The organism is Methanohalobium sp. (genome assembly GCF_018609725.1).
Lineage (GTDB): Archaea > Halobacteriota > Methanosarcinia > Methanosarcinales > Methanosarcinaceae > Methanohalobium.
Genome location: NZ_JAHENT010000068.1, coordinates 1 through 14,235, shown reverse-complemented (window position 1 = coordinate 14,235; position 14,235 = coordinate 1). Strand labels below are relative to the sequence as shown.

14 protein-coding genes and 1 tRNA gene are annotated in these 14,235 nt (G+C 38.5%); 2 read left to right on the top strand and 13 right to left on the bottom strand.

The window, feature by feature from the left end; translation table 11 throughout:
- The coding region (locus tag QZ276_RS04210) for a hypothetical protein (protein ID WP_292485583.1) at window positions 1–386 on the top strand (386 nt) is incomplete at its 5' end.
- A 192-nt stretch (window positions 387–578) separates the two neighbouring features.
- Here QZ276_RS04210 and QZ276_RS04205 read toward each other — a convergent pair.
- The 5 genes from QZ276_RS04205 to QZ276_RS04185 all read right to left on the bottom strand — a co-directional run bounded on the left by QZ276_RS04205 (window position 579) and on the right by QZ276_RS04185 (window position 3,845).
- A tRNA-Thr gene (locus tag QZ276_RS04205) sits at window positions 579–650 on the bottom strand.
- Between the two features lie 175 nt (window positions 651–825).
- Window positions 826–1,731, bottom strand: a complete 906-nt coding sequence (locus tag QZ276_RS04200) for a class I SAM-dependent methyltransferase family protein (protein WP_342765699.1) — start codon at window positions 1,729–1,731, stop codon at window positions 826–828.
- Between the two features lies 1 nt (window position 1,732).
- Complete coding sequence (locus QZ276_RS04195) at window positions 1,733–2,350, bottom strand: LysE family translocator (RefSeq protein WP_292485581.1); 618 nt, start codon at window positions 2,348–2,350, stop codon at window positions 1,733–1,735.
- A 135-nt stretch (window positions 2,351–2,485) separates the two neighbouring features.
- Window positions 2,486–3,511, bottom strand: coding sequence for a transcription initiation factor IIB (locus QZ276_RS04190; protein ID WP_013193822.1), 1,026 nt, complete (start codon window positions 3,509–3,511; stop codon window positions 2,486–2,488).
- Between the two features lie 73 nt (window positions 3,512–3,584).
- The gene (locus QZ276_RS04185; protein WP_292485577.1) at window positions 3,585–3,845 is read right to left on the bottom strand and encodes an H/ACA ribonucleoprotein complex subunit GAR1; all 261 of its coding nucleotides are present in this window, start codon (window positions 3,843–3,845) and stop codon (window positions 3,585–3,587) included.
- A 387-nt stretch (window positions 3,846–4,232) separates the two neighbouring features.
- Between QZ276_RS04185 and ppdK the strand changes: the two genes are divergently transcribed.
- Window positions 4,233–6,887, top strand: a complete 2,655-nt coding sequence (gene ppdK / locus QZ276_RS04180) for a pyruvate, phosphate dikinase (protein ID WP_292485575.1) — start codon at window positions 4,233–4,235, stop codon at window positions 6,885–6,887.
- A 46-nt stretch (window positions 6,888–6,933) separates the two neighbouring features.
- On the opposite strand, the gene QZ276_RS04175 is transcribed toward ppdK, so the two are convergent.
- From QZ276_RS04175 to QZ276_RS04140, 8 genes are all read right to left on the bottom strand, one after another.
- On the bottom strand, window positions 6,934–7,902 hold the full coding sequence (locus QZ276_RS04175; RefSeq protein ID WP_292485573.1) for a polyprenyl synthetase family protein: 969 nt from the start codon (window positions 7,900–7,902) through the stop codon (window positions 6,934–6,936).
- Window positions 7,903–7,935: 33 nt separating this feature from the next.
- Window positions 7,936–9,279: an RNase J family beta-CASP ribonuclease gene (locus QZ276_RS04170; protein ID WP_013193819.1), complete on the bottom strand. Its 1,344-nt coding sequence runs from the start codon at window positions 9,277–9,279 to the stop codon at window positions 7,936–7,938.
- A 109-nt stretch (window positions 9,280–9,388) separates the two neighbouring features.
- Window positions 9,389–10,465, bottom strand: coding sequence for a type 2 isopentenyl-diphosphate Delta-isomerase (gene fni / locus QZ276_RS04165; protein WP_292485571.1), 1,077 nt, complete (start codon window positions 10,463–10,465; stop codon window positions 9,389–9,391).
- Between the two features lie 24 nt (window positions 10,466–10,489).
- On the bottom strand, window positions 10,490–11,281 hold the full coding sequence (locus QZ276_RS04160; protein ID WP_292485569.1) for an isopentenyl phosphate kinase: 792 nt from the start codon (window positions 11,279–11,281) through the stop codon (window positions 10,490–10,492).
- 5 nt (window positions 11,282–11,286) lie between these two features.
- Window positions 11,287–12,201 carry a mevalonate kinase gene (locus QZ276_RS04155; RefSeq protein WP_292485567.1) on the bottom strand — a complete coding sequence of 305 codons (915 nt, stop codon included), beginning with the start codon at window positions 12,199–12,201 and terminating at the stop codon, window positions 11,287–11,289.
- Between the two features lie 49 nt (window positions 12,202–12,250).
- Window positions 12,251–13,048: an MEMO1 family protein gene (locus tag QZ276_RS04150; protein ID WP_292485565.1), complete on the bottom strand. Its 798-nt coding sequence runs from the start codon at window positions 13,046–13,048 to the stop codon at window positions 12,251–12,253.
- An 85-nt stretch (window positions 13,049–13,133) separates the two neighbouring features.
- On the bottom strand, window positions 13,134–13,835 hold the full coding sequence (gene rpsB, locus QZ276_RS04145; protein ID WP_292485563.1) for a 30S ribosomal protein S2: 702 nt from the start codon (window positions 13,833–13,835) through the stop codon (window positions 13,134–13,136).
- A gap of 9 nt (window positions 13,836–13,844) precedes the next feature.
- A complete protein-coding gene (locus QZ276_RS04140) occupies window positions 13,845–14,042 on the bottom strand; it encodes a DNA-directed RNA polymerase subunit K (protein WP_292485562.1) in 198 nt (65 codons plus the stop codon).
- Between the last annotated feature and the right edge of the window lie 193 nt (window positions 14,043–14,235).

Genomic DNA, 14,235 nt, shown 5'->3' with positions numbered 1-14,235 from the left:
ACTCAAGTTCAATTTCAAAAGCTAAAGACCTTAACTTGTCCATGAAGGATTTCGAGGATTATATCGATGGCAAAAAAGAGATACTTTATAAATTCGGTAGCGAGGGTGAGTGGGAACAGCTGTACCATGACTACAAAGTAAATCTCAACACATTCCACCTAAAAGATAAGAGCGAACAAAAAGCTCTGAAAGAGGAGAAGAAATCCTGGCAGGAATTCATAAATGTTTACGATGAATACCGCAAGTATCAGGATTTCATCAACGCATGGAAAAGCTATGAAGATAAGAAATCCAGTATCAATGCACTTGATTACGGAGACCTGAGTTATATTGCACTGCAATATCTTGATACTTTAGAACCCGGGGAGTTTCATAACCTCTTATAAAAAGATGGTTTTCGAACTTGAAAATGAGTTTTTTGTTATTTTCAGGATAATCTGCTTCCTGTACTCGTTCTTCTGCCCTTTTTAGATATTTTTCATGTTTGTAAATATCCATGTTCCACCACCATATTTCACATAATATATATTTTTTAATTTTTGGCTGTGGGAACATGGGGATTAGGATTCACATACTTAAGCCGCCGGGGGGATTCGAACCCCCGACTTGCTGATTACGAATCAGCCGCTCTGCCACTAAGCCACGGCGGCATTTTGATTTTCATCACCAAAATATTGATGTTACAATTTAACAATTTCGCCCAGATTAATTGACCACCACTTCAATACAGATATTGAATTCATGCGGTGCATATGAACGCACTACCCGTTTGTCAACAACCTCTATTTGCCGTCCATGTTTGTTTGCAGTGTTTCCTATAAGTTCCTATGAAGTCTTAAAAAGGTCGTCTTCTGGATTTATATCATAATAATGAATCATACCTCCAGTTTTTGTAATTTTAACAGCTGTATCCAGATATTCCTCTGCACTGTGAGGGAGATTCATAATCACATGGTCAGCAGTACCTGCAAATTCCTGTGCTTTTGTTCCTGCACTTCCTTCAATTGCAAACACATTATTTACTGAATTTAACTCAATATTCTTGCGTAAAAAACGAACTGCTGAAGGGTTTTTATCGATTGCTATCACCTTTTTTACATCCACTTTTTTCGCAATCAATATACTATATGGTCCGACTCCTGCAAACATATCCACCACTACATCACCTGAACCTATAAAAGACAAAACCCTTTCACGTTCCGTTGACAATCGGGGTGTAAAATAAGCTCCTGCTATATCTACTGCATATCTGCATCCATGTTCTTTGTGAATGGTTTCAGTCCGGTTCTCCCCTTTAATCACTTTAACTTTCCTTACCCTGTATTCACCACCCACAGGAGCAGTTGTCCCAAGAACAGTTTTTATATTGGGGTGGAGTTTTAAAATTACATCCGCTATCTTTCTGGATTCAAATTCATCATCTTCGTCTATAATAGCTATATCACCAACCATTTCGTAATGTGGAACATAACCCAATAAATCATCAAATGTAGGAGGTTTTTCCATTAATTCAAATTCATAATCACCAACAATAATATCATCTGATATTTGTTTGATTTCTGATAATTCACAATCATCAGGCTGTCTTACAACTGGAAGATACAAAAAACAACCATCAGAAAATATTTTTGCAGATGGATTAAGTATACCTTTGTCTATAAGTATACGTCTTGTAGGTTCTCCTTTTTTTCTGATAACTTTTACACCTTTTTGCTTTACAACATCAGACATATTAACTCCAACCTATAACAAACCATGTACCGAATAATATCAAAAAAACTCCACATATTCTCATAATCCATCCATGTGTATCAGTTGAAATAAGATATTTACCGTGACTAAATGATATTGAAACAGCACTATACCAACCCAAATCTGCCATCCAGTGACCAATTACAAACAAAATAGCTGCTATTAAACCTATTTCATATCCACGAAGTACAAGTGCACTACCTGCTGTAAACCACCACATCCAGAAATAAGGATTAGAAGCAGATGTCACCACACCAGAAACTACTGGACTTGTCAGCATTTCATACGAATTACTGCAAGAATATTGGTCATTTACAGGGCTTTTAACAGTAAATATTCCAAAAACAACAAGAACAATCCCACCGACTAAAGAAATAATTGAAAAAATATCATCGTTTATAAAGGAACTTATACCAAAGATAATCAGTAATGTTATTATTGACTCAATCAATGCATGCCCCAGTACCACTTCAGGACCTGCCGACCATCCTTTCTTGAAAGATGTTTCAATAGTTGCAAATAGCATGGGCCCAGGTACCACTGCTCCTGTAAATCCAACACCCAATCCTATAAGAAGCATTTCAAAGGTATCAAGCATAACACATACTCTAAAAACAGAGGGATAATTAATAAATTACCCTAAATAACAAAATTGTATCCTGTTGTAAACTTAAAAAACAAGAAAAAAATCAAAGGCAACAACTGCAATGATTTGTTATTGCCTTTATCAAAATCAGAGTATTATTTCAATGTCCAGTTCTTCGGACAGTTCTTTATATCTGTTACGTATAGTTACTTCAGTCACACCCGCTACATCCGCAACTTCTCGCTGGGTTCTTCTTTCCCCACATAGAATAGATGCAATATAGATTGCTGCAGCTGCAACACCTGTCGGACCACGTCCGCTTGTCAACTCCTTCTCTGATGCCTGTCTCAGGATTTCTACTCCCTTGGACTGAACTTCACCTTTCAATTTGAGACCTGAACAAAATCTTGGTACATAATCGATAGGTGAGGTAGGCATAAGCTTTAACGAAAGTTCTCTTGAGATGAAACGATAGGTTCTTCCAATCTCTTTCCTGCTAACTCTTGATACTTCACCAATCTCATCAAGTGTTCTTGGTACACTGCATTGACGACATGCAGCATAAAGCGCTGCTGCAGCAACTCCTTCAATACTTCTTCCACGTATCAAATTCTTATCCACTGCCTTGCGGTAGACTACTGCTGCTGTCTCACGTACAGTTCTTGGTAATCCAAGTGCAGATGCCATACGGTCCAGTTCTGATAATGCAAAAGCCAGATTCCTTTCAGTAGCATTGCTTACACGGATTCTACGCTGCCATTTTCTTAACCGATACAGTTGAGCTCTGTTTTTAGATGAGATTGACTTACCATAAGAATCACGGTTTCTCCAGTCAATCATTGTGGAGAGACCCTTATCATGTATGGTATAAGTCATTGGAGCCCCTACTCTGGAGCGTTTCATCCTCTGATCATGGTCAAATGCTCGCCATTCTGGACCTTCGTCAACTAATTCTGCATCCACCACAAGTCCACAATCTGAACAAACAAGTTCTGCACGCTCATAATCTTGCTCAAGGTTAATGCTTCCACATTCAGGGCATTTAGTAACTGATGACTCTGTTTCAGAGGATTTTTCCTTTTCTTTTTCTTTTTCCTTACGTGCTTTTATCATTTCACGTATTTTTTCACGTTCGGAGGTATCAGAATACCTCTCTCTTTCAACTTCAACCATTAAACATCACCTGTATACCAAAGTAATACATTTTTATTTGAGAACCAACAACCTGCACAGTAACATATCAAAGTTATTTAATGTAAACCCTCTCGTTAACATAATTCAATAATTCAGAATCAGTTACTTTTCTGGAAACATTTATTATCACATATGGCTGGCTAACTGGACCAATAATATCATTTATCTTACCTATTGGTTTGACTGATTTATTCAAAACAATGGAATTGATTTTAGGTGCCTTTTTGAACGCATCTGAAGGTTTTAACTCATCCATTCTAACTATAAGATTACGACTTTTTGATAGATGCGAAACTGTTCCTAACTTTTTCATATTTGATTCTGATAAGAGATATATAAATCAATTTGTTACTATTTATAAATGGATTCTATTTTATATAAAAGTTTCGCAAGCAATTTAAAAGTAACATTATTATGTTATAAAAGTTTAATACATAAGAATATCAAAAATACCTTTTCCACTTCTATTATCTGTTAGATAGTTTAGTATATATAAAAGTTTCGCAAATAATATATAAATTAAATATTCCATTCTAAAAAGTGTTTACACAACAAAAAATACAGTAATTCCTTTAAAACAATAAAACCACAACCTTATATAAAATAAATAAACTATTTAGCGAAATAACCTATATTATTAACATAATATAAATTAGCTTATAGATGTACAATAGAGTATATTTCCCATGGAGGAAATTCAGTGACAGATAAAAAATTTGTGTACTTTTTTGGAGATAACCAGACTGAAGGTAGCAACAAAATGAAACACTTGCTTGGTGGTAAAGGTGCAAACCTTGCGGAAATGGCAAACCTTGGAGTTCCTGTACCCCCTGGTTTTACTATATCCACCGAGGCTTGCGTATTATACATGAAGAATAATGATTACCCGGAGGGAATGTGGGATGAAATAGATAAAAATATTGACAAACTTGAAGAATCCACCGGGAAAAAGTTCGGTGACCCCGAAAATCCATTATTATCATCCGTTCGTTCTGGGGCACCTATTTCCATGCCCGGAATGATGGATACAGTACTAAACCTTGGTTTAAATGATAAAACTGTCAGAGGGCTTGCTAAAAGAACTGATAATGAGTGGTTCGCCTATGACAGTTACCGACGGTTTATAATGATGTTTTCGGATGTCGTACTCGGCATTGATACCGATGAATTTGAAAATATTATCCAGCAGAAAAAAGATGAACTTGGAGTGACTGAAGACACCGAGCTAGGCACCAACACAATGAAAGACCTTGTAGAAGAATTCAAATCTGTATACAAGGAAAAAACCAGTTCTGATTTCCCACAGAAAATAAAACAACAGCTTAAAATGGCTATAAATGCTGTATTTAATTCCTGGAACAATGAACGTGCCAAAAAATACAGACAATTAAACGATATTTCAGATGAACTGGGTACTGCAGTCAACGTTCAGGCAATGGTATTTGGGAACATGGGTGAGACTTCAGGAACAGGTGTAGCCTTTACCAGAAACCCTGCAACCGGTGAAAAGGAATTCTACGGTGAATACTTAACTAACGCACAGGGTGAAGATGTAGTTGCAGGAATAAGAACACCAAAATCCGTACAGACTTTAAAAGATAACATGCCTGATGTATACAGACAACTTGACGATATAACCCAAAAACTGGAGCAACATTACAAGGATATGCAGGATATAGAATTCACCATTGAAAAAGGTAAATTATACATGCTCCAGACAAGGAATGCAAAACGTACTGCTGCTGCAGCTCTTAAAGTTGCTGTAGACATGGTTCATGAAAATCTGATTAACAAGAATGAAGCAGTTATGAGGCTTAAACCCAGTCAAATTGATCAGGTATTACATCCAATGATTGACCCTAATTCCGAACTGGAACTCCTGTCATCAGGACTTGCCGCGTCACCGGGTGCAGCTGTGGGCAAAGTTGTGTTTAGTGCAGAACACGCTGAAGAAATGGCCCAAAACAACGAAGAAGTGATACTGGTACGCACTGAAACTTCACCCGAGGATATAGGTGGCATGCATGCCGCAAAAGGGGTGCTCACTGTACGCGGTGGAATGACATCACATGCAGCCGTTGTTGCAAGAGGCATGGGCAAACCCTGTGTGTGCGGATGTGACGGAATAAATATAGATATGAATGAAGGAGTATTCACTGCTAAAGGTTATACCATAAATGAAGGAGAATGTATATCTATCGATGGTTCTGAAGGTAAAATCTACATGGGTGAAGCAGAACTTAAAATGCCAAATGTCAGTGGAGAACTTGAAACAATGCTCCAGTGGGCTGATGATATCAGGTCACTCAATGTAAGAACAAATGCTGATACACCTGAAGACGCTAAACTCGCCCGTGATTTTGGTGCCGAAGGCATCGGACTTTGCAGAACAGAACACATGTTCTTTGGTGAAGAAAGAATACCTGTAGTCCGTGAAATGATAATGGCTGATAACAAAGAAGACAGAGAAAAAGCCTTGCAAAAACTTCAGCCAATGCAAAAAGATGATTTCCTGGATATTTTCCGTGCAATGGATGGATATCCCATTACCGTAAGGTTACTCGACCCACCACTGCATGAGTTCTTGCCCAACTATGAAGATTTAATAGAAAAAATCAAGAAACTGGAATCAGAAGGCGGCAAACAGGAAGAAATCAACAGAGTTAATGATTTACTTAAAAATGTAGATGCATTAAAAGAAACCAACCCCATGCTTGGTCACAGAGGATGCCGTCTTGGTATAACATATCCAGAAATCTATGAAATGCAGACCAAAGCCATTATAGAAGCTGCCTGTGAACTTGCATCTGAAGGTACAGATGTTATACCAGAAATAATGATTCCTCTGGTATCAAATGAAAAGGAACTCGATTTTGTAAAGAAAACCGTCACCGACACTGCAGAATCGGTAATGAATGAGAAGGGCACAAATATCGATTATCTTTGTGGAACTATGATAGAGCTCCCAAGAGCAGCCCTTACTGCTGATAAGATTGCAAAAGGTGCTGAGTTCTTCTCATTTGGTACCAACGACCTGACCCAGACTGCCTTTGGATACAGTAGAGATGATGCAGGCAAATTCCTTCCATTATATATCGACAAAGGAATACTCGAGAGCGACCCATTCGCAGTGCTTGACCAGGAAGGTGTCGGTGAATTAATGAAGATAGGAATCGACAAGGGTCGAAGTTCACGTCCGGATATCAAAATGGGCATCTGTGGTGAACATGGTGGAGATCCAGAGTCCATCAGTTTCAGTTATGAAGCAGGACTGAATTATGTAAGTTGTTCACCTTACAGAGTTCCAATTGCAAGACTGGCTTCAGCACAGGCTGTCCTGAAAGAAGAAAAATAAAAATTAAACTGCGGGAATCTACCCGCAGCAGTCATATTTTTTATAATTAATATGGTCTTTCGACCATATAATCAGCAATATCGAGAAGTAGATTTTTGGCTCTGGTGTCTTCAAGAACATCAAGTTTTGATTTACCCTTTTCAAGGTATGACATTGCCAAATCTTTGGCATACTGAATAGAACCTGCATTTTCAAGTGCATGTACAGAATTATCAATTTCTTGCTGGGTGACATTACCTTTTCCGAATATATCCAACTCTATACCCTGATTGAAAGCATGGATTGCTATAAGGGTCATTTTACCCTCTCTCAAGTCACTTCCTCGTACTTTACCAAGTGTCTCTTCAGGTGCTATTAAATCAAGTACATCATCGTATATCTGGAAACTGACACCTATCATGCGCCCAAAATCGTACAACGCATCTGCTACTTCATCAGAAGCTCCACCAAGTAGTGCTCCTATTTTAATCGATGCAGCGTAAAGAACGGAGGTCTTTTTCTCAATCATTTCAAGATATTCTTCTTCTGATACCTGATTAGATTCTTCAAAATTAATATCCATCCATTGACCTTCACATATCTGTGCACATGTTCTGGATAAAAGATTGACACACTTCACAATCTGAGCAGGGTCATTGTCCACACCTGACAATATATCAAAGGCTTTAGAATAAAGTGTATCACCCGCAAGGATAGCACCTGCTTCATTCCATTTCACATGGACTGAGGGCATACCTCTGCGTACATCATCTTTATCCATGATATCATCATGAATCAATGTGAAATTATGAACCAGTTCCACCGACACAGCCGCAGGCAAAATGGGCTTGATATCAGAACAACCCACAGATTCTGCTGCAAGAATTGTACTTACTGGCCTCAAACGTTTCCCACCAGCATCAGGCAAATACCTTGAAGCTCTGTAAAGCTCTTCTGGGCTCTGGACAGGGAGATACTCCTGTATCGCCCTGTCTACCGTTGAACTCCTGTTTTTGATTTCTTCTATTAGGCTCATATTGATCATAAGTGTTTTTGAGTCCGAGGAGCGTTATTCCTCTATATATAATTCTTCTCCGTTTCTTAAAAGGTGCAGGGTATTACCGAGCACATAGCCAGCATCTTCTGCCATTTCTATATAAGAACTGTGCATATTAATTGTTCCATGAGCAGGTATTACATGCTCTGGATTTATAATCCTCAACAGTTCCCAGTGATCTTCCTTGCATGCATGTCCCGAAACATGTACATCAGTGAAAAGTCTGGCTCCTCTCATTTTAAGTTTCGTTTCCAGTGAATACCGATTGCCCTCTGTCATTGGGCTCGGGATTACATTTGCTGAAAATATTACTTTGTCACCTGATTCTATAGTGTAGGGGGTTTCTCCATTTGCAATTCTTGGAAGTATTGCACCCGGTTCTCCTTGATGACCTGTAACAATTGGAAGATATTTATCCTTGCCTTTGTTTACAATCTTTTTAAGTGCTTTATCGACGTCTTTACGCGCACCATAAACCTCTATGTTATCTGGAAGTTCTATATACCCCAGTTTTTTGGCGGTTAGAACATAGTTATCCATTGCCCGGCCAATCAACACTGGTGTCCTTCCCATCTCAGCTGCAAATTTGATTATCGAATTTATACGTGCAATATGAGATGCAAACGTAGTTACTATCATTCCTACATCTGATTCTTCTGTTCCAAGAAGTACATCCCGGACAAGGTCATGTGCTATACGTTCTGATGGAGTTTTACCGGGCACTCCTGAATTGGTACTTTCAGTAATCATTGCAAGTACGCCTTCTTCACCAAGTGATTTCAAACGGTCAAAATCTGGTTGTTCGCCCATTGTAGGCATGCGGTCCAGTTTATAATCACATGCATACAATATAGCCCCATCTGGAGTATGTATGACTGCAAAAACACAATCAATTATGCTGTGCTGTGCTCTGATAAATTCTATAGAAATATCTTCGGTAACCTGATAAATTCCTCCAGCATTTAGAGTAACAATTTTGTTTTTGACACCAAATTTTACTTCAGACTCAATCTGTTGTTTGATAAGTGATGTAGTATAAGGTGTGCTTATTATGGGTGCAGCGTACCTATGGGCCAATTTGGGTATTGCCCCTATATGGTCAAGATGACCGTGTGTACAAACAATCGCACGTACTGTTCCATTGATTTCTTTCATGATAGTGTCATCAGGTATCGCGCCCATTTCTATTAGTTCAAGAGAGTGCATCTTGTTGATTTCAACATCTTCGTGGATCTGCACTCTGTCAAGTCTGAGTCCCATATCAAGAATGATTATGTCCTCACCTACTCGGATCGCAGTCATATTGCGACCCATTTCGTTGTATCCACCAACTGCAATTATACCTATATCTGTCATATTATCCTCTACTCATTTTTAATCTCTTTAAATCCTTATTTTATACTGTAATCCAACTTTTTTTTAATTCTTGATAATACAAATGACCTTGATAATGAATAAATACATATTACCGCATGGATAATTTATCGATTTCAAATCCTCTTTGTAAAAGATATTCCCGAGTCCAGCCGGTTACTACTGCCGGAACATCACGTAAATCGCTTACTGTTTTACATCCACAGAGAAACATGGATACTTTTAATTGATAGATGAAATTTGATAATGTATTAATTACTTCCTGCTCATTTTTTAACGCTGGTTCAACAAATGGTAACGCAGCACTGGCAACATCAGCGCCCATTGTAACTGATTTGGCTATATCCAACCCCGATCTTATACCTCCTGTAGCAATAAGAGGTAGAGATACATCACACTCAATTAAATCCGATGCTGTAGGTATCCCATGGTCCCAGAATATTTCACCAAGAAGCTGGGATCTTAAATCATTTCTGTCCTTTGCACGATAAAACTCCACACCTGACCAGCTGGTTCCACCAACACCACCTACATCAATTGCTGAAACTCCTGCATTTTTTAGAAGAACCGCATCTTCATGAGATATACCTGCACCTGTCTCTTTTACTACAACCGGTATATTAAGAGAAGTTATTTCAAATATTGCTTCAAGTGTTCCAGATGCATCACGGTCTCCTTCAGGTTGAACTGCTTCCTGCAAAAAATTCAGATGAACTGCCAGGGCATCTGCATCTATCATGTCCACGAGTTTTTCAACTACCTCAACGCCGTATTCCTTTATCTGTGCAGCCCCCACATTACCGTAAATAAAAGCATTGGGAGCCTCATCACGAACTACCCTGAATGATTCTTCTTGGGCTGGGTCTTCGATGGCCGCTCTCTGGCTTCCGACACCAATACCTACACCCATTTCTTCAACTGCTTTTGCAAGAGCTCTGTTTACAGGTATTGTATCTTCATGCCCTCCTGTGATGGAGGCTATCATGAATGGTGCACTGAAATCTTTTCCCAGAAACCGTGTAGAAAGATCTATTTCTTCCATATTAACTTCTGGAAGTGCACGATGTATTAAAGTTATATCATCAAATCCTGAACCCCTTTTTCTGGATTCTACCGGACTATGGGCACAAAAATTTAAATGTTCTATTTTTCGTCTGGATGTACTCATAATAAAATCCCGTTATTTCATCATTTATTGCCCAGAGTCTGTAATCGATGTACCTATACCATTTCCTTGTAAAAACATCGACACATTCCCCGGTTTACCGGCATTGAATATATAAGACGTTGAACCTGTAAGTTCATTAAGTTTTAAAAGTTCAGTTACTTTTCCAAGCATCCCGCCAGTTACATCAGCACCTTCTGATGAACCTATATTGTTTTTCACATTTGCAAAATTGTCATGTGTTATAAGCTTTAATGTTTTTCCTTTTTCGTCCAGAACCCCTTCCTTAATACTACCTATCCCTATCCTGATGGCACCCATTTGAGTTGCAAGATATGGAACTATTTGGTCCCCTGAAATAATTGATGTGCCTGTATTTTTATCCATTACCACATCACCATGCAAAACAGGAACTATTTTATTATCAAGCATGTAGTACAGGTTATCAAGGAACATATCCTGTATCCGCCCGTTTTCTGATATAGTATTATTCATAGGATGCACAGAAACTGCATTAACATCATTATCAATAAGTGAATCAATAAAAAATTGATTTAATAGTTTTACTGATTTATGTGTGATTATTGAACCTTTTGCATCAAACTTATCTGTTATTTGATATTTCTTAGCCTGCGGATGACCAAATGAGCCTGCACCGTGGACAATTACAAGTTTACCATCAAACTCTGAAATTTCCTTAGAAATCCGGTCAATTTCATCATGTTTTGCAAAATTTTCGTCTGCATTTTTGTCTGTTATAACACTTCCACCTATTTTTAAAATGGTAATATTTTGTCCACCGGATGAATTTGTGCCCATGTCTGTTACCTCTTTGTTTCTACTACTACCCCTTTATCAGTTATATTTGTGGTTATCGGCACACCACCTGCAGATTTTATTGAATCTGATACATCCACAGTTTTACTGGTGTCTGTCAGGGCTACCATACACCCGCCACCTCCTGCTCCTGTGAGCTTTGCTCCATACGCCCCTTTAGACCTTGCCGAATAGATTAATTGTGAAAGTTCAAGGCTCCCGACTCCAACTGAATCCAGTAATCCCTGATTAATGTTCATAAGTTTACCAATGGATTCATAATCACCATTACAAACTGAATATTCGCCACAATAGGTGATTTTACCAATGGTTGAAAGAATGGACGTAACTATTTCAGGAAACCGGTTTTTTAGTTCAGCTACATTTGTCACCAATTTTTTCGTAGATGAATTTTTTTTTGTATCACCAATAACTATACCGCAATGATCCAATTCAAGCTTTCTGCGAGAGGGAAGCATAAATACCCCGCCCATTGTACTCACATATGTATCCGTTGGGCTTGCATTGCCTTGGACCTCCCGTTCCACACTATAACCCAGCTCAGCTATCTGCTCAAGAGATAAACCACAATGAAAAAGGTGGTTTAAAGCTTGTATTGTCGAGACAGTTAATGCTGCAGATGAACCCAGCCCTGAACCTACTGGAAGTTCTGAGTTTATATTGATTTTTACACCATCCACAGGTACAAACTTCTTCATTCGCTCAATCACAGCTGATACATAGGGATGTTTTTCAAAATTCAGACCACTTCTGCCCAGAACAGAATTTATTTCTATACGGTCGCAGAACTCTGCCTGGACATACGTCCTAAGCTCTATAGCACAACATATGGCGTTTTCACCATAAACCACTGCATGCTCACCGAACAAATATATCTTTCCTGGTGCAGAAGAGGTTATCATCTAAGCTCCTTTTATATATCACTTTTTAATTTATTGATGCATAAATTTATCATTCTATAACAACTGCGGCATACCCTACAACTGATGAACTATCACCTGTTACTTCAGCACTGGTACCATATTTTAGGAGTTTACCTGTCCTACCTCCAAGGGATTTTGCTACTGTTAACATTGCAGAAATCGGACCATATCCACATGCAGTAGCAGACCTTTCAGATATACGCCTATAGAATTCATGGACATCCATGTTTTCTATTGATTCTATAAGATACTTGTCTGTATCATTGGCTACATTTTCTGGTTCAAAATGGGTTAAATCACTGGAAGCAATAACAAACACCTTTTTATTGGATTCTTTGATTGCACTGGATATCTGATTTCCTACTTCCAGTGCTGTTTCCTCATCCTGCAGACCCATACATATCGGTAATACCTTAAAATCATGACTGAACCTGTATTGCAGGAATGGAATTTGTACTTCTATTGAATGCTCATACATATGAGCCATTTCATCTACATCCAGGGTACTTCCAGCAAGTGATTTGCCCAGTTCTTTATCAGTTTCAACATTTCCAAGCGGAGTAGACCATGTATCCTGTGAAATTGCTACTGCTGAACCAAGTCCGGTATGATTGGGACCCAGTATTATATAAGTATCAGCTTCCGGCAGTTGTGCAAAAGCATAGGCCGCCACATGTCCTGAAAACATATACCCCGCATGTGGGATGACTGCACCGTGAATGTTTTGTTGTGATATGTCAAGATCGCCAAAACATCTGCTAATTTCTTTTTCAAGTCCACTGGTATCCCGTGCATAGAACTGTCCAGCAACTGTTGGATTTCTCATACTTCCTATCACCCCTGATTGTTAAGGGATTGTTATCCCTTTTAACAGTATGTATCAGGTGGTAATATTGTTTATGTTATAATCATCAAATTTCAGTTTCAAAGTCACTGAATTCGTAATTGAACGAGATTCCCATTTTCTTTGCAACTTCTTTTGCCAGTAACCAGTAAACAAGAGATAGTGCTTTTCTACCTTTGTTGTTTGTCGGTATTACAAGATCCACGCTTGATGTCTGATTATTGGTATCACAGAAAGCTACTACTGGCACTCCAACATTCACTGATTCTTTTATAACCTGTGCATCACCAGTTGGGTCTGTTACAAGGGTTACTCCTGGTTCAAAAAATCCTTCCATCTGTGGATTAGTAAGTGTTCCCGGTATAAACCTGCCTACCATTGATTTTGCACCAATAGCTTTAGCAAACATAGTTGCAGGATGCTGACCGTACTGACGTGCTGAGGTCACCAGTATTGTTGATGGGTCATATTTGGAGAGGAAACTTGCTGCAAGTTTTATTCTTTCTTCTGTTGATTGTATGTCAAGTACATAAAGACCGTCAGTCCTGACACGGTAGATGAAATTGAGCATATCTTTGGTCTTTTGCTGAGTGCCTATATGTACTCCTGATGCCAAGTATTCATCAATCGGAATCAATGATGTTGATTCTTCTTCACTTTCTGTGGTCTCTTTTGATGGTTGTGGTGTCGCTGACTGTGACACTGGCGCTGTTTCTTCGGTTTCAAGATTCTTTTCTGAATTGTCTTCTATATCCTGTTGGTCTTCCATTGGTTCACCTCATTTTCGTAATTCTCTTTTAACTGTAACAGGGATAAAACCGTGTTTTAGTTCCTCTATTGCAACCTGTAATGGGTCCAAATTCTCCACGTTTTCAATTAATATAGGAGCATCCATTGATATTTGTAATGCCCTTGCACCAATAATCCTTGCACGCTCATACCTTGTAAAAGTCTGTTTTTTGGTCTGTATATTCAATTAATCACCCTATATATTGTTTAATTGTAAACGCCAGGTGCAAAATAGTCCAATCATAAGGATTATTACATTTTACCAGACTTTTTTGCATTATAGTATTATTCTGATTAAATTTTGATTGTCATCTAACACCCCAGTACTTAAACAAAAAGAATGGGACCACTGAGATTCGAACTCAGGTATCGGCGTATTT